Raw genomic sequence first — 23,902 nt, forward strand, 5'->3', positions numbered from 1 at the left:
GCACGTAGCACGTAAAGGCTCCCTCAACGGCTGGAGGTTGATGGCCTACCTTAGGAGGAGAAACCCCATGTTGAAAAGAAGACTCATCAGTATCGCGATCGGTGTCGGTGCGCTCGCTGGCGTGACCAGTCTTGCGTATGCGGACGAGCCGTATATTCCGCTCATCTCGAAGGGCTTTCAGCACCAGTTCTGGCAAGCCGTGAAATCCGGCGCGGAACAGGCTGCGAAGGAGCAGAACGTCAGGATCACCTTCGAGGGTCCGGAAACGGAAGCAATGGTCGACAAGCAGATCGACATGCTCTCGGCCGCGCTCGCGAAGAAACCTCAGGCGCTCGGCATTGCCGCGCTCGACAGCAAGGCGGCGATTCCGCTGCTCAAGCGTGCGCAGTCGAGCAAGATTCCCGTCATCGCATTCGACTCGGGCGTCGACAGCAACATCCCGCTGACGACCTGCGCGACCGACAACCTCGCGGCCGCCGCGCTCGCCGCCGACAAGATGGCCGAGATGATCGGCAACTCGGGCGAGGTCGGCGTGATCGTGCACGATCAGACGAGCCGCACGGGCATCGATCGCCGCGACGGCTTTCTCAACGAGATGAAGACGAAGCATCCCGGCGTCAAGATCGTCTCGGTCCAGTATGGCGGCGGCGACCACTTGAAGTCGGCGGAAATCGCCAAGGCGATGATTCAGGCCAACCCGAATATCAAGGGCATTTTCGGCGCGAACGAAGGCTCGGCGGAAGGCGCGGCAATCGGCGTCAAGGAATCGGGCAAGAAACTCGTGCTGATCGGCTACGACTCGGGCAAGGAGCAAAAAGAGGACATCACATCAGGCTTGATGGCGGGTGCGATCACGCAGAACCCGATCGGGATCGGCAAATGCGTCGTCGACTCGGCGGTGAAGGCGCTGAAAGGCGAGAAGCTGCCGAAGAAAGTCGACACGGGGTACTACTGGTACGACAAGAGCAATATGAACGACCCGAAGATCTCCGCCGTGCTGTACGACTGATGCGCGGCAGTAGTGCGTTCCGGTAGTGCGTTGAGAAAGAGGAAGGGCCGCGGCCCTTCCTCTTTTTTATCCGACGGCCACGCGTTATGACGCGGCTTTTGCGTAGTGCCTGTCGGGAATCACGACGATGTTGCCCACGAAGCGCTTCGACATGAACTGCGTTTGCGCTTCATGAAACTGCGACAGCGGATACGTCGCGGCCAGAATCGGCTTGATCGTGCCGGCCTCGATATAGTCGAGCACGCGTTTGAATGCGCCGCGCGTGCCTTGTGAAGACCCGTTCAGCTGAAGCTGCTTCAGATACATCGTGCGCAAGTCGAGTTGCACGACGGGCCCGGCGATCGCGCCTGCCGTGGTGTAGCGTCCTTCCGGACGCAGCACGTTCAGCAATTTTCCGAACAGCGCACCGCCGACGAGGTCGGCCACGACATCGATGGGCCGGCCGCCCGTCATCCGCGCAACGTCTGCGACGAAGTCCCCGGTGTCGCGAAGCATCGTGCCCTCCGCGCCGAGCTTGAGCACGGCCTCTTCCTTGCCCTTGCTGACGACGGCATACGGAATCGCTCCGCGTGCGCGGCACAGTTGAATGATGCCCGAGCCGACGCCGCCCGAAGCGCCCGTAATCAGCACCGTTTCGCCGCGCTTGACCGCGGCCCGCTCGATCATCTGTTCGCCCGTGTGATACGCGCACCAGAACGTCGCGAGTTCGGCATCGGTGTATGGCGAGTCGACGCGATGCGCGTTCTCTGCGGGCACCGCGGTGTATTCGGCGTAGCCGCCGTCGCGGCCGTGACCGATGTAGTCGATATCGGCGAGGCTGTCGTCGTCGCGGTTGTAGATCGACGCGTCGACGATCACACGTTCTCCGATGCGCGCATCGCTGACTCCGCTTCCGACCGCAACCACCCGGCCGACGATATCGGCCCCCTGGATGCGCGGGAACGTCAGCGTCGAGCGGTCGCGACGCCAGGTCGAGACGGCCTGCGGATCGTCGTCCGTGCCATACGCGCCCTGGCGAACCCACACGTCGGTATTGTTGAGCCCGCAAGCAGTGACTTCGAGCAGCACTTCGCCCTCGTTGCAGGCGGGAACGGGCACGTCGTCGCGATAGACGAGCTTGTCGAGTCCGCCGTGAGCGGTGAGCACGATCGCCTTCATTGTCTTTGGAAGCATGACTCTCCTCTTGGCGTTGGCGGATGCTCGGCGCAAATGCGGCGCGAGTGTGCCGCAAGTGCGCCGGCATCCGTGCTACGGCCTTATGGCTTGATGAACAGCTTGCGCGGCGTGTTGCAGAACGTCTCGACACCCGACTCGGTAATCAGGATGCTCTCCGTGATTTCGAGTCCCCAGTCGTCGAGCCACAGCCCCGGCATGAAGTGGAACGTCATGCCGGGTTCGAGGACCGTCTTGTCCCCGGGACGCAGGCTCATCGTGCGCTCGCCCCAGTCCGGCGGATAGCTCGCGCCGATCGGATAACCACAGCGGCTGTTCTTCTCGATGCCCGATTTGCGCAGCACCGCAAAGAACGCATTCGCGATGTCCTCGCACGTATTGCCCGGCTTCGCAGCCGCGAGCCCCATTTCGATGCCTTCGACCACGGCCTTTTCCGCATCGATGAAATGCTGCGGCGGCTTGCCGAGATACACCGTGCGCGACTGCGGGCAGTGATAGCGCTTGAAGCAGCCGGCGATTTCGAAGAACGTGCCCGCATTCTTTTCGAATGGCGAATCGTCCCACGTCAGATGCGGCGCGGCGGCATCGGCGCCTGTCGGCAGCAGCGGCACGATCGCGGGATAGTCGCCGCCATAGCCTTCGACGCCCGTGATCCCCGCCGAATAGATATCGGCGACGAGATCGCTCTTGCGCATGCCCGGCTCGATGCGCTCGACGATGTGCGCATGCATCTTCTCGACGATGCGCGCGGCAATGCGCATGTACTCGATCTCGCGCGGCGACTTGATGGCGCGCTGCCAGTTGACGAGCGCCGTCGCATCGCGCCACGTCGCATTCGGCAGATTGCGCTGCAACGATGCATAGGCAGCGGCGCTGAAATAGTAGTTATCCATTTCGACGCCGATGCGGCGCGACTGCCAGCCGCGCGCCTCGATCACTTCGCGCGAGAGATAGTCCATCGGATGACGTTCGGTGGACTGCACGTAGTGATCGGGATAGCCGATGATGTTCTCGCGCTTCATGAACACGGTGCGCAATGCGCCGTTCGCATCCTGTCCACGGCCGTACCAGACGGGCTGGCCGTCGAGTGCGAGCAGCACGCATTGATGCACGTAGAACGACCAGCCGTCGTAGCCCGTGAGCCACGCCATGTTGGTCGGGTCGGTGACGATCAGCAGATCGATCTGCGCCTTCTGCATCGCCTTGCGTGTCTTCGCGATGCGTGCGTCGTATTCGGCGCGATCGAAAGGCAAGCGAACCACGGGGGTCGCCGCCTGTTGAGGTGTATCTGACATCTATCTTGTCTCCATGCACGAACTCGTCGCAGAAGTGGCGTCCCACGCACCTGAATGAGGCACCAGAGGGTATTGCTGGCCGCAGTCTAATGCTGCGAAAAATAGGCTCCGAATGTGCTAGTTCAATCTTCGCCGGCAGATCGAACCAGGGCGCGAAGGCGCGTTGCATCGATCGCGAATTGTCTTGCGATGCGCTTATAGGTGTTGTCCCTGATGTGAGTGCCCGCTATTCCGCGTTGCCCCTTGCAACACGGCGCGTCGGGCTTTTTACGGCTCGGAAAGAATTGTTCTAGAGCAATCACATCACGAATATGGCTTTGTATGCTGGTTCGCATAGCCGCTCTTCCTGCACTGCCGCAACACGCACACCGACTCCACGCAGGCGTGATGAACGGAACCCGGACCAACATGAAAACCGCGCGAGTGACCACAATGCCAAGCGCTTCAGGAATTGCCCAGGAGACTCTTTCGCCGGATGTGCAGGCCGCCGCTGGTGACGCCGCTTCCATTCGCGAGAAGACGCCGACCACCAAGCCGCTGATCAAGATCGATCGCATCACGAAGCGCTATGGCGCGCTTACCGTGCTCGACGAGCTTTCGCTCAATGTGATGCCGGGCGAAAAGCTCGCGTTGATCGGCCCATCGGGATCAGGGAAGACCACGATTCTTCGCATCCTGATGACACTCGAAACGATCGATGGCGGCCATATCGAAGTGGATGGCGAACAGCTCTTCCACATGCAGCGCGGCGGCCAGATGGTCCCCGCGAACGAGCGTCATCTGCAGAAGATGCGCGAGAAGATCGGCATGGTCTTTCAGCACTTCAATCTGTTTCCGCACAAGAGCGTGCTCGACAACGTGACGCTCGCGCCGATCCTGACGAAAGGCGAAAGCCGCGAATCGGCTGAAAAGCGCGCACTGGAACTGCTCGACATGGTCGGCATGGCCGATAAGGCGAAGAGCCGGCCCGCGCAACTCTCCGGCGGACAGAAGCAACGTGTCGCAATTGCGCGAGCGCTTGCACTCGCGCCGAAGATCATGCTTTTCGATGAAGTCACTTCGGCGCTCGATCCGGAACTCGTCGAAGAAGTACTCAATGTGATGCAGAGGCTCGCCAGGGAAACCGACATGACGATGCTGCTCGTCACGCACGAAATGGGCTTTGCGCACGATTTCGCGGACCGCGTGCTGTTTTTCGATCGCGGCAGGATCGTCGAAGAGGGCAAGCCCGAGGACATATTCAGACATCCGGAACACGAGCGGACTCAGGCGTTCCTGCGCAAGATCATCGCCGCCGGTCACAGGATCTGATCGACCCGCATCGCTTATCGCAAGACCACCACGCACATCACGCACACCACCAGGCCTTAGGAGCCAAAAACCATGAAACTGAAGGCGATTCTGATCACGGGGACGTTGTCGGTACTCACTCTGGCCTGTTCCGCAGCCAATGCGGAGGACAAGCTGACGCAACTCAAGGAGCAAGGCTTTGCGCGCATCGCCATTGCGAACGAGCCGCCGTTCACGGCAGTCGGCGCCGACGGCAAGGTGACGGGCGCTGCGCCCGACGTCGCGCGTGCGGTGTTCAAGAAGCTCGGCGTCAACGATATCGTTGCGTCGGTCTCCGAGTATGGCGCGATGATTCCGGGCCTCGCAGTGGGACGGCATGACGCGATTGCGGCCGGCCTCTTCATGACGCCGCAGCGCTGCGCGGCCGTCGCGTACTCGGAGCCTGTGCTCTGCGCGGTGGAGGCGTTCGCCGTCAAGAAGGGCAACACCAAGAGCATCAAGACGTACGAAGAAATCGCCAAAGACCCGAAGGCGGTGATCGGCGTCGAAGGCGGCACGACCGAACAGAAACTGGCGACGGCCGCTCATATTCCGACGGACCGTATCGTCATCGTGCCCGACGGACAGAGCGGTCTGAAGATGCTCCAGGACGGCCGCATCGACGCGTTTGCGCTGCCGTTGCTCTCGATCAGCGATCTGCTCTCGAAAGCGAAGGACGCCGGTCTGGAGTCGATCGCGCCCGTGCAGGGCACGCCGGTGCAGTGCGACGGCGTGGCGTTCCGCAAGCAGGACACGGCGTTGCGCGATGCATTCGACGTCGAGCTGAAGAAGATGAAGGCATCCGGCGAGTTCGCGAAGATCGTCGAGCCTTATGGCTTTTCGGCAAAGGCGGCGATGTCGACGAGCCGCGACAAGCTGTGCTCGGCATCGAACTGAAACTGTTGAAACTGGCTAGTGCGCGATTCACTCGCGCGCGAGCCAGTCGCTTAGCTGCCTTCGAGGTGCGCTTATGAACCACTGGTCCGGCTATCTGACGCTGATCATGAAGGGCGCCGTGGCGACCGTCGAACTCACGGTGATGGGAGCGGTGCTTGCGCTCGTGATGGCGTTCGTCGCAGGCCTCGGCCGCCTGTCGCCATTCGCCGCGGTGCGTGCGCTCGCTACCGCGTATATCGAGTTCTTTCGCGGCACATCGGTATTCGTCCAGCTGTTCTGGGCGTATTTCGTCTTGCCGATGATCGGGCTCACACTCACGCCGCTGCAGGCTGGCGTACTCGCGCTCGGCCTCAACGTGGGCGCGTATGGTGCGGAAGTGGTGCGCGGCGCGATCGTCGCAGTCGGCCAGGAGCAGCGCAGCGCGTGCGTTGCGTTGAATCTGTCCGTCTATCAGCGCATGCGTCATGTGATCCTGCCGCAAGCATTGCCGTTGATGCTGCCCACTTTCGGCAACAACGCAATCGAGTTGCTCAAGGGCACGGCGGTCGTATCGCTGATCTCGCTCGGCGACATGACATTCCAGGCGCAGGTGGTGCGCTCGCAAACGGGCAATACGCTGATACCGTTCGCGACGATTCTCGCGCTTTACTTCGCAATGGCGTGCCTGATTTCGTTCGGCATGCGCAAGCTCGAACGCCGGATGACATTCGGTCTTGACGGCATGAGGAGATAACGGCATGGAATGGGACTGGAGTTTCGCATTCGGGATTCTGCCGATCCTGTTGCGTGGGCTGGAGATCACGGTGCTCGCGACCTTGCTCGGCGCGATCGCGGCGGCAGTGATCGGCATGGTGTTCGCGATCCTGCGCCTCGCGCCGAACCGGGCCGTGTCACGCACGACGTCGGCCGTGGTGAGCTTCATTCGCGGCACGCCGTTGCTCGTGCAACTGTATTTCGTGTTCTACGTGCTGCCGGATATCGGCATTCGTATGCCCGCGCTGGCGGCGGGCGTGCTCGTGCTCGGCGTGCACTACGCGACTTACGCAGCGGAGGTGTATCGGACGGGCATCGAAAACGTGCCGCGTGGGCAGTGGGAAGCCGCGAAGGCATGCAACCTGAACGCGCAGCAGATGTGGCAACACGTGATCCTGCCCGAAGCGGTTCCGCCGATGTTGCCCGCGCTCGCGAACTATCTGATTTCGATGTTCAAGGAGACGCCGTTGCTGTCGGCGATCACCGTGCTCGAACTGATGAACGAAGCGAAGATCATCGCGAACACCGACTATCGCTACCTCGAGCCGATGACGCTGGTCGGCGTGCTTTTCCTGTGCATCAGTCTTGTGGCCGTGGTCGGCGTGAGACTGCTCGAAAAACGCTTTCCCGCTCTGGGGCACTGACCGATGGCCATCGTCATTCATCCGCTGGACGCAGTCCTTCAACTGGACACACGCGCTATCGACAAGCGCATCGGCCTCGTGATCCTCGCAACCGATCACACCACGGAGCCCGACTTCGCACGGCTCGTCGCGAATGAGCGGATCGGCATCTATACGAATCGCGTGCCGTACGCGAACCCGGTGACGCCCGACAACCTGCGCGCGATGCAGCCTTCGCTGACGGCGGGCGCAGCGCTGATCCTGCCTGACGAAGCGCTCGACGTGGTGATGTACTCGTGCACGTCGGCATCCGTGATGATTGGCGACGAGGCGATCGAGCAGGCGATTCGCGCGGCAAAACCCGACGCACATATCGTCACGCCGACGATGGCCGCCGTGACCGCGCTGCGAACGATCGGCGCGCGACGCATCAGCGTGCTGACGCCCTATACCGTCGAGACCAGCCAGCCGATGGCCGAGTATTTCTCCGCTAAAGGCTTCGTGATCGACCGCTTCACGTGCATCGGTCTGACCGACGACCGCGAGATGGCGCGGATTTCGCACGACGATATCGTTGCATTCGCGCGCAATGCGATGGCGCCGGTATCGGATGCGCTCTTTATTTCGTGCACGGCGGTGCGGGCGGCGGCTGTGATCGGGCGAATCGAGGCGTTGCTCGGCAAGCCTGTCGTGAGCAGCAATCTCGCGACTGCGTGGATGTGTCTGCGTCTTTGCGGCGACAACGAGCCTAAACCACGCCTTGGCGAACTGATGATGTGGCCACTTCCTGCGGCGGATGCGCTGCTGGAGGCGTGACATCGACATCGAGACGAAGCGTCGGTCGGCGAGAGAGTTCGCGCCGGTGTAGTAGGCCAACCGATCCAAGATCGACCTTCGGTGTCGAGGATCGCCAGACTCTTGTCCATCCTTGAGTCGTTTTCCGCTCGTCGAAACGGTGAAGGAAGCGGCGGCGCGTATGTCTCTGCGCGCGCGGTCCGTCATCGAAGGATGACGGCAGGTCTGTTCTCCGTGCCACTTCTCAACTGATCCCCATCCGCTTCGCCATTTCCGCTTCCCACTCGTCGCGCGGCCTGAATCCGGGCAGCGTGCGCGCGTGCCGTTCGACGGCTGCGAGAAGCTCGTCGTCCGTCAGCGACAAATCGACGGGCACGCGCATCGGCTGGTCCACATACCAGGGCGTGTCGATAAAGATCTCCAAACGGTTTCCTTCAGGATCTCGCGCGTAGCACGAGATCGCGTTGCCGTGCGTGACGGGAGCGATCTCCTGCAGTTCTTCGTCGATGAAGCGCTGATGAAAACGCCTGAGCGTGTCGAGACTGTCCGCCTCGAAAGAGATCTGATTGATCGGATTGAATGCGAGCGTGTCGGGCCGTCCGCCTGCAAGCACGATCTGATGATGCACGGCAGGGTCACGGCTCAGAAATACGAGCTGGACGTTGCCAGTCGGCGTCGGAAGGCTGCCGCGATCCGTCACCGTGAATTCCAGAACGCGCGAATAGAAGTCCTCGCATCGCCCGAGATCGTGAACGTAGAAGCCCATGTGGCTGAGCGAGAGTCCGCGTCGCTTCGCTGTCGACGATGTCATGATGTCTCCGGTGGTGGTGATAAACCCCAAGATAAACGAACGAAATGACTCGCGTGCGTGACCGCAGGCAACGCCGAAGTTGGCGACAGCCTGCTCGACACATACGCATCCGAACGCTCGCCGCTTGTGCGCGAGTTCATCGAAACGGCCGTGAAGCTCGGCGCCGTGATCCGGTCGAAGGCTGAAGTAGCGGGCGCAACGAATGATGGCGTGCGCCCGCGTTTCGCAACTTCGTCACGCCTCAACCGGAACTTGGGCCGGGATATCGCAGGTCTGCACGCATTGCTTGCAGATGCCTTTCCACGGATGCGGGCGATGAATGCTTGAGCGCTACGTGCGTTCAGAGCACACGCGCGCGGCGCGGAATCCTCGTCGTCGATCTTCATATTCAACCGTATAGTTGAAATTGAATGCCCGCGCAAGCCGCCTGAAGGGTCGTCCAGAGCCCGGAAATGGTCCGCTAGAGCCTTATTTGACGGGGATCAACGCGCATATCAAGGTAAACACGTAGGCCGCGGTCGTTGACTCCTCATGGCGTCGTGTCAATAATTCAACTCATGAGTTGAAATTTTGCATCGAAAACAAGCGGACGGGAAATCGCGGTTTAAGCCATGAAGCGATTTTTTCGTGCGAACGCGGCCTGGATACGGAACCCACGGATGCGGTTCGATCCGTCGACGCCCGGCTTTCCAGTGCGCCCGTCTCGATACAACACAACGCCGTGCATGGGGCGCATACGTTCGAACGTCGCATGGCGGATGCAAGTTTCAGTACCGATCGCGAACTTCACGACTAGTAGTACTAATTAGAAGAGAACCGGCACAGCCGGTTTCAGGAGACAGACATGAAGCATCGGGTGGTGGCTGCCACTTTTGCCGCGTTGTTCGCAGGCGCGGCGCACGCGCAAAGCAGTGTCGCGCTGTACGGCATCATCGATGACGGCATCAGCTACATCAGCAACCAGGGCGGTCACAGCACGGTGAAGATGGACAGCGGAATCGCGCAGTCGAGCCGCTGGGGATTGAAGGGCACGGAAGACCTGGGAGGTGGTCTGCGTGCTGTTTTTACGCTGGAAAACGGCTTCGATCTGAACACGGGCATCGCGGGACAGGGTGGGTCGCTGTTCGGCCGGCGCGCATTCGTTGGCTTGTCGAGCGACACGTTCGGCACGCTGATCGCCGGTAACGACTACGACTTCATCTACGACTACGTGACCTACTACACGAACGTCACGCAGTTCGCGCCGTCGTACTCGTTCCACCTCGGCAACGACATCGACCGTCTCGCGGGCGAACAGGTACACAACATGGTGCGCTACGAGACGCCGACCGTGCATGGTTTCGGCGCCGGCGTGATGTATGGCTTCAGCAACGCAGCGGGCGCGTTCGGCGGCTCGCCGTCGTCGGCGCGCGTGTTGAGCGTCGGGCTCAAATACAGCCCGACGGGGAGCTTCAACGCACCGTATTCGTTCGGCGCGGCGTTCACGAAGACCGACGGCGGCAATAGCGGTCCGGGCACGGGCGGCACGATCGCACAGGTCGCGCTGGGCGCAAAATCGATCTATACGGCGGCCTTCGGCGGTCTGGTGAAACTCGGCGACTTCGGCATCAACGGCGTGTACACCTATACGAACGCATCCGACAGTCCGCTCGGCACCATCACCGCGAACGCGTATGAAGCCGGCCTCACCTGGCAGGCGACGCCGTATTTCCAGCTTGGAGCGGGCTTCGCGTATGTCGATGAGCGCAAGCTCGGCAAGTTCGACATTGCGAGCGCGGGTCTCGACTATCGCCTGTCGAAGCGCACCGACGTGTTTACGTTCGCCACCTATCAGCACGCGTTCGCCGGTGCGAGCGTCGCGGGCAACTTCCTCGCGGTGACGCCGTATTCGATGTCTCCCAAGCTGCCGAACGGCGTGGGCGCGTCGTCGTCGCGTAACCAGACGGCCGTGCAACTCGGCATCCGTCATCTGTTTTGAAAGGAGAGCGCGTCATGAGCCGTCCTGTGAGCACGAAAGCGTTGCCCGCGCTCGATGCATCGTCGAAAGAGAAAACGGCCGCGAGCGTGTGGGTCGTATGCGGTGCTGCAATCGGGTTGATGTTCGGATTCGGTCCATTGTTCTTTAGTGTCGTCGGCATTTTCCTGAAGCCGATGACGGCGACGTTCGGCTGGGGCCGCTCCGACGTCGCGCTGCTGCCGATGCTAGCGATGGCGGGCACCGCACTGGGCGCGCCCGTCGCCGGCTATCTTGCGGACCGGATTGGCTGGAGCAAGGTCATCGCGGGTGCGATCGCGCTCTTCTCGATGTCGCTCGGCGCGCTCGCCATGGCGCCCGCTAATCATGCGTACGTCGCCGTCGTCGGCTTTCTGATCGGCTTTCTCGGCGCGGCAACGACGGCGGCGGGCTATCTGGCCGTATTGCCGCGTGTCTTCGACAGGCGGCTCGGCATGGCGCTCGGATTCGCGATGATCGGCACGGGGCTCGGCGGATTCTTCGCGCCCATCGCCGCGAACCGGCTCGGCGTGATGATGGACTGGCGTCATTCGTTCGCTGTGTGCGCGCTGGCCGCGTTGGTGTTCGGCATCGTCGCTCATCGGCTGCTGTTTCGAAACGTGCGCATCGAGAAAAGCACCGGCGCGATCGCGCAGACTGCTTCGCTCGAAGCGGGACTCACGCTCGGAGAAGCGGTGCGCGGCTATCGCTTCTGGCTGCTCGCCATTGTGATGTTCGTGATCTCGAGCGCGATTCTCGGCGGCTTCGTACACCTTGCCGCGTTCGTCAGCGATCGCGGTCTTGGCCGCGATGTCGGCGCGCAGGCGGCGGGCGTCGTCGGTGCGGGTCTTGCGATTGCGCGAGTCGGGCTCGGCGCGCTGCTCGATCGCGTGTTCGCTCCGTTCGTGGCGCTCGTCAGCTTCGGTATCGGCGCGGTGGGCTTTGCGATCTTCCTCACCGACGCCGCGCAGATGCCCGCGATGATCGTTCTGGCTGCGCTGCTGCTCGGCATCTCGACGGGCTCGGAAGGCGACCTGATTCCGTTCCTCGCGCGCAAGTACTTCGGCAAGCGTTCGTTCGGCTCGATTTACGGCTGCCTGTTCGGCGCGGCGACACTCGGCGGCGCGGTCGGTCCGTTCCTGTATGGCATCGCGTTCGACCGCTTCGGGTCATATACGGTCGTGCATGAAGTGTCGTGTGCCGCGTGCGTCGTCGGCGCGTTGGCGATCCTGTTTCTCGGTCGCTATCCGGCGGCAACGCCAGCGAGAGACGAACAGTGAAGCATTCGGGCTTCGGCTGCTCGCGCTCGTGCCGCCGAATCATCCGCTGTTCGGCATGGTCGGCGTGTTCATCGGCATCTGCGGAGCGGCGACGAGTGCCGTAGGCTACGTCGGCATCGTCGCGGCGCAAGCGGCGGTTGTGGTCGGCTTCGGACTTGCCGTTGCACGCGTCGGCATCGACGCCGTGCCCGATCGCGCGTTCGCGCCGATGGTTGCGTCGGTCTTCTGTCTCGCCGGCGCCGCAGACTTCCTGGTACTCGCGACCGGCTTCATCCGTCTGCCGGGCATGGTCATGCTCAGCGCGCTGCTGCCCGGCCTCGCGACGGGCAGTGAAGGCGACCTGATTCCATATCTCGCACGCCGCAATTTCGGCACGCGCCATCTGGGCGCGATCTACGGCGGGCTGTTCGGCATCTCGACGCTCGACATTGGCCCTTCTGCTGGGCGATAATGATTCAACGATTCAACCAACCAGTTGATTGACTGGAGGAGCACATGATGAATTCCCTGAGCGGCGCCTTGCGAGGCGTACGCGTTCTCGACCTGACACATGCGCTGGCTGGCCCGTTCTGCTCGCAGGTTCTGGGCGATCACGGCGCCGACGTGATCAAGGTCGAACCGCTGGAAGGCGACTTCTTCCGCCGCATCGGCCCGTTTCGCGACGACGACCAGGAACGCCACTACGGCGGGCTGTTCCAGTCATGCAACCGGAACAAGCGCTCTATCGCGCTGAACCTGAAGAGCGCCGAAGGTCTGGAGACGTTCCGCACGCTGGTGCGCAGCGCTGACGTGCTGGTCGAAAACTACCGCGCCGGCGTGCTGACGAAGCTCGGCATCGGCTACGAGCAACTGAAGGAAATCAATCCGCGTCTCGTCTACACGTCGGTGCGCGGCTTCGGCGACAGGCCGGGCGGCGCGAGCCCTTACATGGACTGGCCGGCCTTCGACATCGTTGCGCAGGCAATGGGCGGCTGGATGGGCATCACGGGTGAAGACGAACAGCATCCCGTGAAGGTCGGCGGCGGCCCCGGCGATACGGTGCCGGGCCTGCACGCAGCCTTCGGCACGATGGCCGCGTTGTGGCACGCAAAGGCGACAGGGCAGGGACAGTATGTCGATGTCGCGATGACGGATTCGATTCTCTCGATGTCGGAGCTTCTCGTCAGCCAGTACTCGTATCGCGGCGTTTCGCAGAAGCCGGTGGGCAACAATCTGCCGGGTCTTGCGCCGCAAGGCACGGTGCGCGCAAAGGACGGCATGATCGCGATCGCGGCGCCGCACGATCCGCAATGGCTGCAGCTTTGCCGGCTGATGGGCCGCGACGACTTGGCGAAGGACCCGCGATTCGGCTCCGAAACGCTGCGCTGGGAAAACAATGACGCGCTGACCCGCGAAATCGAGGCGTTCACCACGCGCTACACCAAGACGGAACTGCGCGAAATGTTCGGCGGGAAAGTGCCGTTCAGCCCGATCTATACGGCAGAAGAGATTTTCGCCGATCCGCATTTCGCGGCGCGCAACATGCTGCCGAAGGTCGAGCATCCAGGGCTGGAGGGCGAGGTGTCGGTGCCGGGCGTGCCCGCGAAGCTGTCCGTCACGCCCGGAGCCGTGCGTCATCGCGCGCCGAAACTCGGCGAGCACACACGCGAAATCCTGCGTGAAGCAAACTTTGCCGACGCTCAAGTTGAGCGCTTGATCGCGGACGGCGCGATCGGCGCGCCAGTGTAAAATCGAGCCCTATGTCCACACGCCCCGACGAAGCCGCGCTGCCGGCTCCCATCGAACGTCCGGCCGGTCGACGCCGCAAGGCGCCGCCCGTCGTCCGGCACGAAGACAAGCGCCTTGCGATCCTGCGCATCGCCGCGCAGCTTTTCGCGCAGAACGGGTACGAAGCCACGTCGCTCGACATGATCGCCGACCAGATCGGCATGCATAAGGCGACGCTGTACCACTACATCAAGAACAAGGAAGAGGTGCTGTACTTCTGCCTCGTGAAGTCGTTCGAGAATCTCGACGAGGTGGTGGAAAAAGTGCGGGATCGCAGCGAGCCGCCGTTGCAGCGGTTGCGCTACTTCGCGCAGAGCCTCGCGCATGCGCAGAACAGCGACTTCGGCCGCTGTCTCGTGGTGGTGGGTCTGCGTCCGCTGACGACGGAAGCGAGCCTCGATATCCGCCGCTTCCAGCGCCGGCTCGATACGACCGTGCGCGACCTGATCACGGAAGGCATCGCTGCGGGAGACATCAAGCCGTGCGTGCCGGCGCTGCTGTCGGCGATGCTGTTCGGCATGCTGAACTGGGTGCCGCAGTGGTATCAGGAGGACGGGAAGTACAGCATCGATGAAGTCGTCGAGACGTTCATGAACATGCTGATTCAAGGCATCGCGGCCAAGCCCCAGCGCTAGGCCAGGCGTCAGGAGAAGCAAGAAAGGCGGGGCACGTCCCCGCCTTTTTTGTTCTCGCCTCATTCATTGATCAAGCACCTCGAAACGCTCGCGGCCGCCTGCATCAGGCGGCCGCGCTTCGTTTTTACAGCTTGCGGGCGATCAGTTCCTTCAGGATTTCATTGGAGCCGCCATAGAGCCGCTGAATGCGCGCATCCATCATGAACTGGCAGATCGGGTATTCGGCCATGTAGCCGTAACCGCCGAACAGCTGCACGCATTCGTCGATCACCTTCCACTGCACTTCCGAGCACCAGACCTTCGCCATCGCGGCTTCTTCCGCCGACGGCGGATTGACGCCCTCCACCAGACGCTGGATCAGGCTGTCGATGAACACGCGGCCGATGCGCACCTGGCTCACGCTCTCGGCGAGCTTGAATTTCGTGTTCTGGAAGTCCCACAGCGTCTGATTGAACATCTTGCGCTGCTTTACGTGATCGAGCGTCAGTTCGATCGCGCGTTCCGTGCTGGCGATTGCGGTCACGGCGATCGTCAGGCGCTCCTTCACGAAGCTGTCCATCATCTTGCCGAAGCCGTTGCCTTCCACGCCGCCGAGCAGGTTCTCCGCCGGCACGCGCACGTCGTCGAGGAAGATTTCGCAGGTGTCGAGGCCGTGCTGGCCCATCTTCTCGAGAATCTTGTTGACCTTGAAGCCGCTCACCTTGTCCTTCTCGACCATGAAGAGCGAGATGCCCTTCGCGCCGGGGCCGTTCGTGCGCGCGGCGACGATGGCGAGATCGGAGCGCGAGCCGTGCGTGATGAACATCTTCGAGCCGTTGAGCACGTACTCGTCGCCCTCGCGGCGCGCCGTCGTGCGAAGCGTCTTGATGTCGGTGCCGCAATCCGGCTCGGTGGCCGCGAACGCCAGCAGCTTTTCGCCGCGGATGATGGGCGGCAGCCATTTGACGATCTGCGTGGGCGTACCCGTCAGGATCAGTGTGGTCGGCGCGCCGATCACGCCCGGCACGTAGCCCCAGGCGGTGTCGCAGGCGCGCGCCTGCTCTTCCATGATCACGACGTCATGCGCGTAATTGCCGCCGTGACCGCCGTATTCCTCCGGATAGCTGACGCCGATCAGCCCCAGCTCGCCCGCCTTCAGCCACACCGCCTTGTCGATGTAGTGCTGCTTGCGCCACTTTTCCTGGTGCGGCGTGACTTCCTTCTCGAAGAAGCGGCGCGCCGTCGTGCGCAGCATGTCCAGTTCTTCCGTCATCCACGGCGAACGATAGTTACCGAACAGAGATTCCACGGTGTCTCCTTGATTCTCGTCTGAATGTATCAACCCATTGGTTGGCTAAATTGCAAAAGGCAAATGGTTCGCGTGCACAATGACCTTTCAGACAGTATTGTCGATCGACATGTAAAAAGTCAACCCACCAGTTGGTTGACTTTTGAGGCGACGACTTCTATAGTCGATTCCACGCCGGCGAAATACCTCAGAAGACAAGGCGAATCATGGAGACAGATATGGCGGACAACCTGCTGAATGCCGTTGACTGGTCGGGCCGCGGACTGCTCGGCAACTGGACATCACTTGCCGGCGGGCGCATCGACGTCGTGGAGCCCGCCACCGGCCTGCAACTGGCGACGACGGGCAAAGCCAACGCAGAGGACGTGCGCGCGGCGAGCGCGCTGGCGGCCCGATCGCAAGCCGCCTGGGCTGCGATGCCCTATCCGTCGCGCGCGGCGATCTTTCGCACGGCTGCCGCGCTGCTCGATACGAACCGCGCTCAATACGCCGAATGGATCGTGCGCGAAACGGGCGCGATCGGACCCAAGGCCGTTTTCGAAATCGAGTCCGTCCTGCATTTGCTGCACGAGGCAGCCGCGATGCTGACGCAGCCGCCGGGCCTCGTGCTGCCGAGCCAGCCGGGCGTCGTCAGCATGGCGCGGCGTGTGCCGCATGGCGTCGTCGGTGTGATTTCACCGTTCAATTTCCCCTTCCTGCTGACGTCCCGGGCAACGCTGCCTGCGCTCGCAACCGGCAACGCGGTCGTTCTGAAACCCGATCCGCGCACGCCCGTGTCGGGCGGCGTGCTGCTCGCGCTCCTGCTTCAGCAGGCCGGCTTGCCCGAAGGCGTGTTGAGCATGCTGCCCGGCGAAGCCGATGCAGGCGAGGCGCTCGTCACCGATCGCGACGTCGCGATGATTTCGTTCACGGGATCGACGGCGGTTGGCCGCCGTATCGGAGAACTGGCGGGCAAGCATCTGAAGAAGGTCGCGCTCGAACTGGGCGGCAAGAACTCGCTCATCATTTGCGACGACGCGGACTTCGATCTCGCCGTATCGGGCGGCAGTTGGGCTTCGTGGCTGCATCAAGGGCAGATCTGCATGAGCGCGGGCCGTCATCTCGTCCACGAATCGATCGTCGACGCGTACGCCCAGCGCATGGCCGAGAAGGCGAAGCAACTGCCCGTCGGCAACCCGCATACGGGCAACGTCGCGCTCGGTCCGATCATCACGCGCAAGCAGGTGGAGCGCGTGCAGCAGATCGTCGACGAATCGGTGCGGATGGGCGCGAAGCTGCTCGCGGGCGGCAGCGGCGAAGGCCGTTTCTATCAGCCGACCGTGCTCGCGGACGTCACGCCCGAGATGCCCGCATTCCGCGACGAGATTTTCGGGCCGGTCGTGTGCATCACATCATTTGCTTCGGATGACGAAGCGATTGCGCACGCGAACGACAGCGAGTACGGCCTGTCGGCGGGCATCTACACACGCGACGTGGGCCGTGGAATGGCCATCGCCGACCGGCTCAGGACGGGGCTCGTGCACGTCAACGACCAGACCGTGAACGACGACGGCACGATGCCGATGGGCGGACGCGGCGCGTCCGGCAACGGCTCGCGTCACGGCGGCCCCGCCAACTGGGACGAGTTCACCCAATGGCGATGGATCACGGTGCGTCAGACGCCGCCGCAATATCCGCTCTGACGTTGTGTGACGGCGGCCGTGCAACGCCACTTCTTCCTTGCATCAAGACACATAGCCAACGCTGCCCGACCGCGCTTCTCGCACGCTAGCCACCGAGCGCGGCAGGGCTTCCTTACCTCTGCCTACTGGAATCAACCGGAACCATCATGAAGATCGTCAAAGTCGAAGTCATTCCCGTCTCCACCCCGATGAAAAAGCCGATGATCATGCCGAACACGCGCATCGAGGCGATCGACAGCGTCGTGCTGAAGCTCACGTGCGATGACGGCACCGTGGGCTTTTCGGATTCGGGCGACACGTCGTCGTGGTACATGGGCGAGATGCAGGGCTCGATCATGTCGATGATCTGCGACGTGATCGCGCCGCGCGTGCTGCTGGGCGAAGACCCGCGCAACATCGAGAAGCTCGTCGGCAAGATGGATCTGCTGGTGCGCGACAACAACCAGGCGAAGGCGACCGTCGACTTTGCGCTGCACGATCTCAAAGGCAAGCTCCTCAACGTGCCCGTGTACGAACTGCTCGGCGGGCGCACGATCGCGGGCGCGGCGATGGGCTGGGTGCTGTCGGCGGGCACGCCCGAGCAGGTGGCGGCCGAGGCGATCGTCGCGCACAAGCAAGGCTTCCAGTTGCTGAAGATGAAGACGGGCTTCGGCTCCGTCGAAGACGACATCCGGATGGTGTACGCAGTGCGCGAGACGGTGGGCAAGGACATTCGTCTCACGGTCGACGCGAACGGCTTCTGGAACTACGAAACGGCCCTGCGCACTATCCGCCGCCTGGACGACGCGAATCTTGAGCTGATCGAGCAGCCGTTGCCGCACTGGGATATCGAAGGGATGGCGCGCCTGCGCGCGCAGGTGCGCACGCCGATCTACGCCGACGAGGCGGCCAAGGAACTGCATCACATCAAGGACATCATCGACCGGCGCGCGGCCGATGGTCTCTTCATCAAGTTGCAGAAGGCAGGCGGACTGCTGAAGTCGCAGCGCTGGCTGACGCTCGCGCGTCTGTCGGGGCTGCCCGTGATGTGCGGCTGCATGATCGGCTCGGGCCTGGAGCACAGCCCGTCCGCGCATCTGTGGACGAGCAACCAGTGGGCGTCGCAATTCCTGAACGAATCGACGGGACCGCTGACGATTCACGGCGTGTGGGAGAGCAAGGACATTCCGGCGGGCAGCGACATCGCGCTGAACGTGCCGCGCTTCGAGAACGGCTATACGTACCCGAACGAAGGGCCGGGTCTGGGCATCGAGCTGAACGAAGAATTCCTGGTGCGCAACCTCACGAAGGGTAAGGAAGCGCGCGTGGTGGCGCTGTGATGATGGAGCGCAAGGGGCCCTTGACGGGGATTACCGTCATCGAGTTCGCGGGACTCGGTCCCGCGCCGTTCGCGGGCATGATGCTTTCGGATCATGGCGCGCGCGTGATCCGCATCGACCGCGCGACCACGCGGACCCCGGGGCGCGACAGCGGCGCGGGCGCGTTGACCGCGCGCAGCAGCGACGTGCTCGCGCGCGGACGCGAATCGATTGCGCTCGATCTGAAGCGTCCTGAGGCGAAGGAAATCGCGCTGTCTCTGATCGAGCGCGCGGACATCGTGCTCGAAGGCTTTCGTCCGGGCGTGATGGAATCGCTCGGGCTCGGTCCGGACGTGTGCCTCGCGCGCAAACCGTCGCTCGTGTACGGGCGCGTGACGGGCTGGGGGCAAACGGGTCCGCTTGCGCAAGCGGCGGGGCACGACATCAATTACATCGCGTTGGCGGGCGCGCTTCATTCGACGGCGCGTCGAGGCGGGCCGCCCGTTCCCGCGCCCGGCATGATCGGCGATTTCGGCGGCGGCGGCATGCTGCTCGCGTTCGGCGTGCTGTCGGCTCTGCATCAGGCGAAGCTGAGCGGGCAAGGCCAGGTGGTCGATGCTTCGATCTGCGAAGGCGCTGCGCTGCTTGCATCGCTGATGTACGGCTGGCGTTCGGCGGGCATCTGGCACGCGGAGGCCGGCACGAACAACGGCGATGGCGGCGCGCATTTCTACGATGCGTATGCGTGCGCCGATGGCAAGTACATCTCCATCGGTTCGATCGAGCCGCAGTTCTACAAGCTGTTGCGCGAACTCGTCGGACTGGACGATGCGGCGTTCGATCAGCAGTGGGACGAATCGCAATGGCCGGCGCTCAAGGAGCGCGTCGCCGAAGCATTCAGCCAGAAGACGCGGGCCGAATGGTGCGAACTGCTCGAAGGCACGGATGTGTGCTTTGCGCCCGTGTTGTCGCTCGATGAGGCGCCGCGCCATCCGCATTACGAGGCGCGAGGCACGTTCGCGACGGTCGATGGCATTACGCAGCCGGGCCCCGCTCCACGCTTCAGCGCGACGCCGGCGGCGCCCTGTCATCCCGTCGGGGCCGTGGGCGATTCGACGCGCGTGCTGCTCGCGGAACTCGGCTACTCGCCGGATGACATCGCGCGCCTGCTCGATGGCGTCGCTCAGGGTGCGTAGCGGGCCGTGTCGGTGAATAGTTGGAGACGAAGATGAAAATCGTGGTGCCCGTCAAGAGAGTGGTCGATTACAACGTGAAGGTCCGCGTGAAGTCGGATGGGACAGGCGTCGATCTCGCGAACGTGAAGATGTCGATGAATCCGTTCGACGAGATTGCCGTCGAAGAGGCCGTGCGTTTGAAGGAAGCAGGCGTGGCTAGTGAAGTCATTGCCGTTTCATGCGGTGTGACGCAGTGTCAGGAAACGCTGCGCACGGCGCTGGCGATCGGCGCGGATCGCGCGATCCTCGTCGAATCGAATGAAGACCTGCAGCCGCTGGCTGTGGCCAAACTCCTGAAAGCGCTGGTCGACAAGGAGCAGCCGTCGCTGGTCATTCTCGGCAAGCAGGCCATCGACGACGATTCCAACCAGACGGGCCAGATGCTGGCCGCGCTGGCGAATCTGCCGCAGGCGACGTTTGCATCGAAGGTCGTCGTGGCTGATGGCAAGGCGACGGTGTCGCGTGAAGTGGATGGCGGTGCGGAAACGCTGTCTCTCACGCTACCGGCTGTCGTGACGACGGATCTGCGCCTCAACGAGCCGCGTTACGTGACGCTGCCGAACATCATGAAGGCGAAGAAGAAGCCGCTCGAAACCGTGAAGCCGGAAGACCTGGGCGTCGATGTGACGCCGCGTCTGAAGACGCTGAAGGTCAGTGAGCCGCCGAAGCGTTCCGCCGGCGTCAAGGTGCCGGACGTGAAGGCGCTGGTCGAGAAGCTCAAGACCGAAGCCAAGGTGCTTTGATCGACGCGAATCACGGAATAGCGGAGACGAATGAAATGACGATTCTGGTAATTGCTGAACACGACGCCCCGAAGGAAGCCCCCTTGGGGGGCAATACGTCGATCAAGGCCGCGACGCTGAACACGGTCGCGGCTGCACAGAAGATCGGCGGTGACATTCATGTGCTGATCGCGGGTCACAACGCACAAGCTGCTGCGGACGCGGCTGCGAAGATTGCGGGCGTCGCAAAGGTGTTGCTTGCCGATGCGCCGCAACTGGCCGAAGGTCTCGCAGAAAACGTCGAGGCGACGGTGCTGAACATCGCGAAAAACTACTCGCACATCCTCGCGCCCGCGACGGCGTACGGCAAGAACATCGCGCCGCGCATCGCGGCAAAACTCGACGTCGCGCAGATCAGCGAGATCACAGCCGTCGATTCCGCCGATACGTTCGAGCGCCCCATCTACGCGGGCAACGCGATCGCAACGGTTCAATCGCAAGATCCGATCAAGGTCATCACGGTGCGCGCAACCGGTTTCGACCCGGTCGCGGCAGAAGGCGGCAATGCCTCGGTCGAGAAGATCGAAGCGGCGGCAGACGCAGGCATCTCGCAGTTCGTGAGCCGCGAAGTGACGAAGCTGGACCGTCCGGAACTGACGTCGGCGAACATCATCGTGTCGGGTGGCCGTGGATTGGGCAGTGGCGAGAACTACACGAAAGTGCTCGAACCGCTCGCCGACAAGCTCGGCGCGGCAATGGGCGCCTCGCGCGCAGCCGTCGATGCGGGCTACGTGCCGAACGACTATCAGGTGGGCCAGACGGGCAAGATCGTCGCGCCGCAGTTGTACATCGCGGTCGGCATTTCGGGCGCGATCCAGCACCTCGCGGGCATGAAGGACTCGAAGGTGATCGTCGCGATCAACAAGGACGAAGAGGCGCCGATTTTCAGCGTCGCGGACTACGGTCTCGTCGGTGATCTGTTCACGGCCGTGCCGGAACTCTGCACGAGTCTCGCGTAAGCCGATCAACGGGTGGGGCAGGCGATGAGCTTCGAACCATTGTCCGATCAGGATTGGGACAAGATCGCGCATTTGTTCCCTCACAACGGGATGCGCAGATACGGTCGCGTGCCCCGCGACCCGCGCGAACTCCTGAACGCGATCCTATGGGTGCTGACGCAAAACGAGCGTTGGCATCATCTGCCGCGTGACGGACCGCCTGCGCAGACGTGCTACATCAAATATCGTCAGTGGTGCCGGGACGGCACGCTCGACAAAGTCGCAGACGCGCTCGGCATCGCGCTTCCCTTATCCACGGCTGCGGCAAAGCGCGAAGAGCAAGGCGATAGCGAATAGCGGCGGCCCGCTCGCTCCGGTTGATTTGCCTTCAGGCAAGCATCCCGAAGCACCTGGGCACGTTCGGTCACGCGCCGATGGACGAGCGGCGTCCCAAGGCACCGATCTCGTCGCATGCTTTTTCCCGCTGCTCAAGACCTCGGCGTATAACGACTTCAGCGGAACACGAGGACTGGAATCGTACTGTGGCTGAGCACCTTCTGCGTTTCGCTGCCCAGCAAGAGACTGCTGACCCGGTTCCGACCATGCGACGCCATGAAGATCACGTCACATTCGAGCTCTATCGCCTTGGCGATGATCCCCAGATGGGGCGACGACGCGACCGACGCGGCACCGACGCAATGCACGCCATTTTGGGCGGCGGCTTCCTCGATCTTTACGTGCTCTGCCCGGGCCTCATCGTGCGCGCGTGATGCGTATTCAGGCCACAGTTCGTTATCGGTTGGAATCCACTGGTCGTGTACGCAGGTATAGGGTGTTAGTCGAGCGCCACTGATCCGCGCGAACTCGATGGCACTTGAAACGGCCCTGCGCGATACGTCGGAACCGTCGACGGGAAGAAGAATGTGTTTGAACATGGATAGTGAGTCGCGCATCGCGCGGCTGTGACAGAGACAATAAGATCGACGAGTGATCAGTATTCCTCTTTTCGCCGCTCGGGTATTGACGATGGTCATCCGGCCATTTTCGAACCCGAGTGGCAGAACGCCACAGCAAGTCGACAACTCATCTCAACGCACGAAAACTCACAGATGAAGCTTGCTCTCAGCCACAGGTACGGAACCCCACGAAGATGTCGCTACGCTGCGGCAGATAAAAGTTTCGATAGCGGGGATTGCGCATCCGGTCGCGTGTGACGAACGACGCGCCGCGCACGCTCCGGTGCGTATGAAACCACGGCGCCGAATAGTCCTCGTATGGATCAGCGGAAAAGCCCGCATACGGCTCGAAGGGATCGGCCATCCATTCCCACACCGACTCGCCCCATTCGATCAGCTCGTTGCACGCGGCGTATTCCCATTCGGCTTCAGTCGGCAGGCGCCGGCCATGCCAGCGGCAAAACGCTTCCGCTTCATACGCATTGACGTGGCAGACCGGCTGCGAAAGCGGAAGCGGCTGCCATTGCCCGAACCAGCGATGCTCCCAGCGCGCGGAGCCATTGCCTGCTCCCGCCCCCGTCGCTTCGCGCCACCGCTTCGGCGCTTTCAGGCCGGCGCGATTGAGCCACGCGATTCCGTCGCTCGACCACCAGCGTTCGTTTTCATAGCCGTTCGCCGCGACGAATTCCATGAACTGCGCGTTGCTCACGCATTGGCGGTCGATCTGCGCCGGCCCGACGGACACCGCGTGCCGCCATTTTTCGTTGTCGAACACGAAGCCGTCGTCCTGTGATCCGCCCATCTCGAACGTCTCGCCGCCGATCGCCACGTCGCTCGTCTCCGCGAGATGCTCGACGGGCCGCATCGCCAGCGGCGCATGCGGCGGATAATCCAGCGTCTGCCGCATGTAGGTCAGCGCCTCGGCATGCATGTCTTCGTGGTACAACGCGAGACGGAAGTAGTAGAGGTCGTCGTCCGATTCCGTCGATGCGGCGAGTTTCGCGCGCACCTGTTCCAGCACGGCGTCCGCATAGTCGATAATCTCTGCACGTGCCGGCAGGTCCAGATGCCAGCGATCGTCGTGCGCAATGCGCCCCGAGTCGAACCATCGGTCAGCGCTTGCGAGCAACGACGGGCGCGTGGGAGCAAACCGGCCTTGCGGGTCTCGTTGCGGATCGCGCAGTATCCAGTGCTCGGTGAACCAGGCGACATGCGCGTATTCCCACAGCGGCGGATTGATGCCGGGGTCGCAGGGAACCTGCATCTGCGCGGGTGTCAAATCTGCGAGGATCGCCCATGTCCGCCGATGAGCATCGACGAATGCCGCATCCAACTGGGCCTTGTCCAGTTTGCGTGTTGTCAC

The 23,902-nt window shown here is 62.6% G+C and carries 23 protein-coding genes; 17 read left to right on the plus strand and 6 right to left on the minus strand.

Annotated elements, in window-relative coordinates:
• Positions 1-67: 67 nt before the first annotated feature.
• A complete protein-coding gene (locus VSR68_RS37345) occupies positions 68-1,009 on the plus strand; it encodes an ABC transporter substrate-binding protein (RefSeq protein WP_342944549.1) in 942 nt (313 codons plus the stop codon).
• 84 nt (positions 1,010-1,093) lie between these two features.
• On the opposite strand, the gene VSR68_RS37350 is transcribed toward VSR68_RS37345, so the two are convergent.
• Positions 1,094-2,182 carry an alcohol dehydrogenase family protein gene (locus VSR68_RS37350; protein ID WP_342944550.1) on the minus strand — a complete coding sequence of 363 codons (1,089 nt, stop codon included), beginning with the start codon at positions 2,180-2,182 and terminating at the stop codon, positions 1,094-1,096.
• A gap of 83 nt (positions 2,183-2,265) precedes the next feature.
• Entirely contained in the window at positions 2,266-3,477 is a 1,212-nt protein-coding gene (gene doeA / locus VSR68_RS37355; protein ID WP_342944551.1) for an ectoine hydrolase DoeA, read from the minus strand.
• Between the two features lie 408 nt (positions 3,478-3,885).
• Here doeA and ehuA point away from each other — a divergent pair, with 408 nt between their 5' ends.
• From ehuA to eutA, 5 genes are all read left to right on the plus strand, one after another.
• Entirely contained in the window at positions 3,886-4,788 is a 903-nt protein-coding gene (ehuA, locus tag VSR68_RS37360; RefSeq protein WP_342944577.1) for an ectoine/hydroxyectoine ABC transporter ATP-binding protein EhuA, read from the plus strand.
• A 72-nt stretch (positions 4,789-4,860) separates the two neighbouring features.
• A complete protein-coding gene (gene ehuB / locus VSR68_RS37365; protein ID WP_342933879.1) occupies positions 4,861-5,703 on the plus strand; it encodes an ectoine/hydroxyectoine ABC transporter substrate-binding protein EhuB in 843 nt (280 codons plus the stop codon).
• Between the two features lie 73 nt (positions 5,704-5,776).
• Positions 5,777-6,436, plus strand: coding sequence for an ectoine/hydroxyectoine ABC transporter permease subunit EhuC (gene ehuC, locus VSR68_RS37370; protein ID WP_342944552.1), 660 nt, complete (start codon positions 5,777-5,779; stop codon positions 6,434-6,436).
• Between the two features lie 4 nt (positions 6,437-6,440).
• Positions 6,441-7,100 carry an ectoine/hydroxyectoine ABC transporter permease subunit EhuD gene (gene ehuD, locus VSR68_RS37375; protein WP_342944553.1) on the plus strand — a complete coding sequence of 220 codons (660 nt, stop codon included), beginning with the start codon at positions 6,441-6,443 and terminating at the stop codon, positions 7,098-7,100.
• Between the two features lie 3 nt (positions 7,101-7,103).
• Complete coding sequence (gene eutA / locus VSR68_RS37380; protein ID WP_342944554.1) at positions 7,104-7,895, plus strand: ectoine utilization protein EutA; 792 nt, start codon at positions 7,104-7,106, stop codon at positions 7,893-7,895.
• Between the two features lie 223 nt (positions 7,896-8,118).
• Here eutA and VSR68_RS37385 read toward each other — a convergent pair whose 3' ends face one another.
• Positions 8,119-8,685, minus strand: coding sequence for a VOC family protein (locus VSR68_RS37385; RefSeq protein ID WP_342944555.1), 567 nt, complete (start codon positions 8,683-8,685; stop codon positions 8,119-8,121).
• 844 nt (positions 8,686-9,529) lie between these two features.
• On the opposite strand from VSR68_RS37385, the gene VSR68_RS37390 reads away from it, so the two are divergent.
• The 5 genes from VSR68_RS37390 to VSR68_RS37410 are packed head-to-tail and all read left to right on the plus strand — an operon-like array spanning position 9,530 to position 14,360.
• Positions 9,530-10,663 carry a porin gene (locus VSR68_RS37390; protein ID WP_342944556.1) on the plus strand — a complete coding sequence of 378 codons (1,134 nt, stop codon included), beginning with the start codon at positions 9,530-9,532 and terminating at the stop codon, positions 10,661-10,663.
• A gap of 14 nt (positions 10,664-10,677) precedes the next feature.
• Positions 10,678-11,958, plus strand: coding sequence for an MFS transporter (locus tag VSR68_RS37395; protein ID WP_342944557.1), 1,281 nt, complete (start codon positions 10,678-10,680; stop codon positions 11,956-11,958).
• A 28-nt stretch (positions 11,959-11,986) separates the two neighbouring features.
• Positions 11,987-12,409, plus strand: coding sequence for a hypothetical protein (locus tag VSR68_RS37400; RefSeq protein WP_342944558.1), 423 nt, complete (start codon positions 11,987-11,989; stop codon positions 12,407-12,409).
• A gap of 44 nt (positions 12,410-12,453) precedes the next feature.
• Positions 12,454-13,686, plus strand: coding sequence for a CoA transferase (locus VSR68_RS37405; RefSeq protein WP_342944559.1), 1,233 nt, complete (start codon positions 12,454-12,456; stop codon positions 13,684-13,686).
• Between the two features lie 11 nt (positions 13,687-13,697).
• A complete protein-coding gene (locus VSR68_RS37410; RefSeq protein ID WP_342944560.1) occupies positions 13,698-14,360 on the plus strand; it encodes a TetR/AcrR family transcriptional regulator in 663 nt (220 codons plus the stop codon).
• A gap of 124 nt (positions 14,361-14,484) precedes the next feature.
• On the opposite strand, the gene VSR68_RS37415 is transcribed toward VSR68_RS37410, so the two are convergent.
• The gene (locus VSR68_RS37415; protein WP_342944561.1) at positions 14,485-15,648 is read right to left on the minus strand and encodes an acyl-CoA dehydrogenase family protein; all 1,164 of its coding nucleotides are present in this window, start codon (positions 15,646-15,648) and stop codon (positions 14,485-14,487) included.
• A 206-nt stretch (positions 15,649-15,854) separates the two neighbouring features.
• Between VSR68_RS37415 and VSR68_RS37420 the strand changes: the two genes are divergently transcribed.
• The 6 genes from VSR68_RS37420 (at position 15,855) to VSR68_RS37445 (ending at position 21,940) form a co-directional block, all read left to right on the plus strand.
• On the plus strand, positions 15,855-17,330 hold the full coding sequence (locus VSR68_RS37420) for a benzaldehyde dehydrogenase (protein ID WP_428983672.1): 1,476 nt from the start codon (positions 15,855-15,857) through the stop codon (positions 17,328-17,330).
• Positions 17,331-17,476: 146 nt separating this feature from the next.
• Positions 17,477-18,649: a mandelate racemase/muconate lactonizing enzyme family protein gene (locus VSR68_RS37425; protein WP_342944563.1), complete on the plus strand. Its 1,173-nt coding sequence runs from the start codon at positions 17,477-17,479 to the stop codon at positions 18,647-18,649.
• On the plus strand, positions 18,649-19,824 hold the full coding sequence (locus tag VSR68_RS37430; protein ID WP_342944564.1) for a CaiB/BaiF CoA-transferase family protein: 1,176 nt from the start codon (positions 18,649-18,651) through the stop codon (positions 19,822-19,824). The genes VSR68_RS37425 and VSR68_RS37430 overlap by 1 nt, the downstream gene beginning before the upstream one ends.
• Before the next feature lie 32 nt (positions 19,825-19,856).
• Positions 19,857-20,606 (plus strand): electron transfer flavoprotein subunit beta/FixA family protein, encoded by a 750-nt coding sequence (locus tag VSR68_RS37435; protein ID WP_342944565.1) that lies wholly within the window; start codon positions 19,857-19,859, stop codon positions 20,604-20,606.
• Positions 20,607-20,641: 35 nt separating this feature from the next.
• Positions 20,642-21,604, plus strand: coding sequence for an electron transfer flavoprotein subunit alpha/FixB family protein (locus VSR68_RS37440; RefSeq protein WP_342944566.1), 963 nt, complete (start codon positions 20,642-20,644; stop codon positions 21,602-21,604).
• Positions 21,605-21,628: 24 nt separating this feature from the next.
• On the plus strand, positions 21,629-21,940 hold the full coding sequence (locus VSR68_RS37445) for a transposase (RefSeq protein ID WP_342944567.1): 312 nt from the start codon (positions 21,629-21,631) through the stop codon (positions 21,938-21,940).
• Between the two features lie 155 nt (positions 21,941-22,095).
• Here VSR68_RS37445 and VSR68_RS37450 read toward each other — a convergent pair whose 3' ends face one another.
• Together VSR68_RS37450 and senA are read right to left on the minus strand one after the other, a co-directional pair.
• The gene (locus tag VSR68_RS37450) at positions 22,096-22,518 is read right to left on the minus strand and encodes a universal stress protein (RefSeq protein ID WP_342944578.1); all 423 of its coding nucleotides are present in this window, start codon (positions 22,516-22,518) and stop codon (positions 22,096-22,098) included.
• Between the two features lie 187 nt (positions 22,519-22,705).
• Entirely contained in the window at positions 22,706-23,902 is a 1,197-nt protein-coding gene (gene senA / locus VSR68_RS37455; protein WP_342944568.1) for a selenoneine synthase SenA, read from the minus strand.

The organism is Paraburkholderia phymatum (genome assembly GCF_038900715.1).
Taxonomy (GTDB): domain Bacteria; phylum Pseudomonadota; class Gammaproteobacteria; order Burkholderiales; family Burkholderiaceae; genus Paraburkholderia; species Paraburkholderia phymatum_A.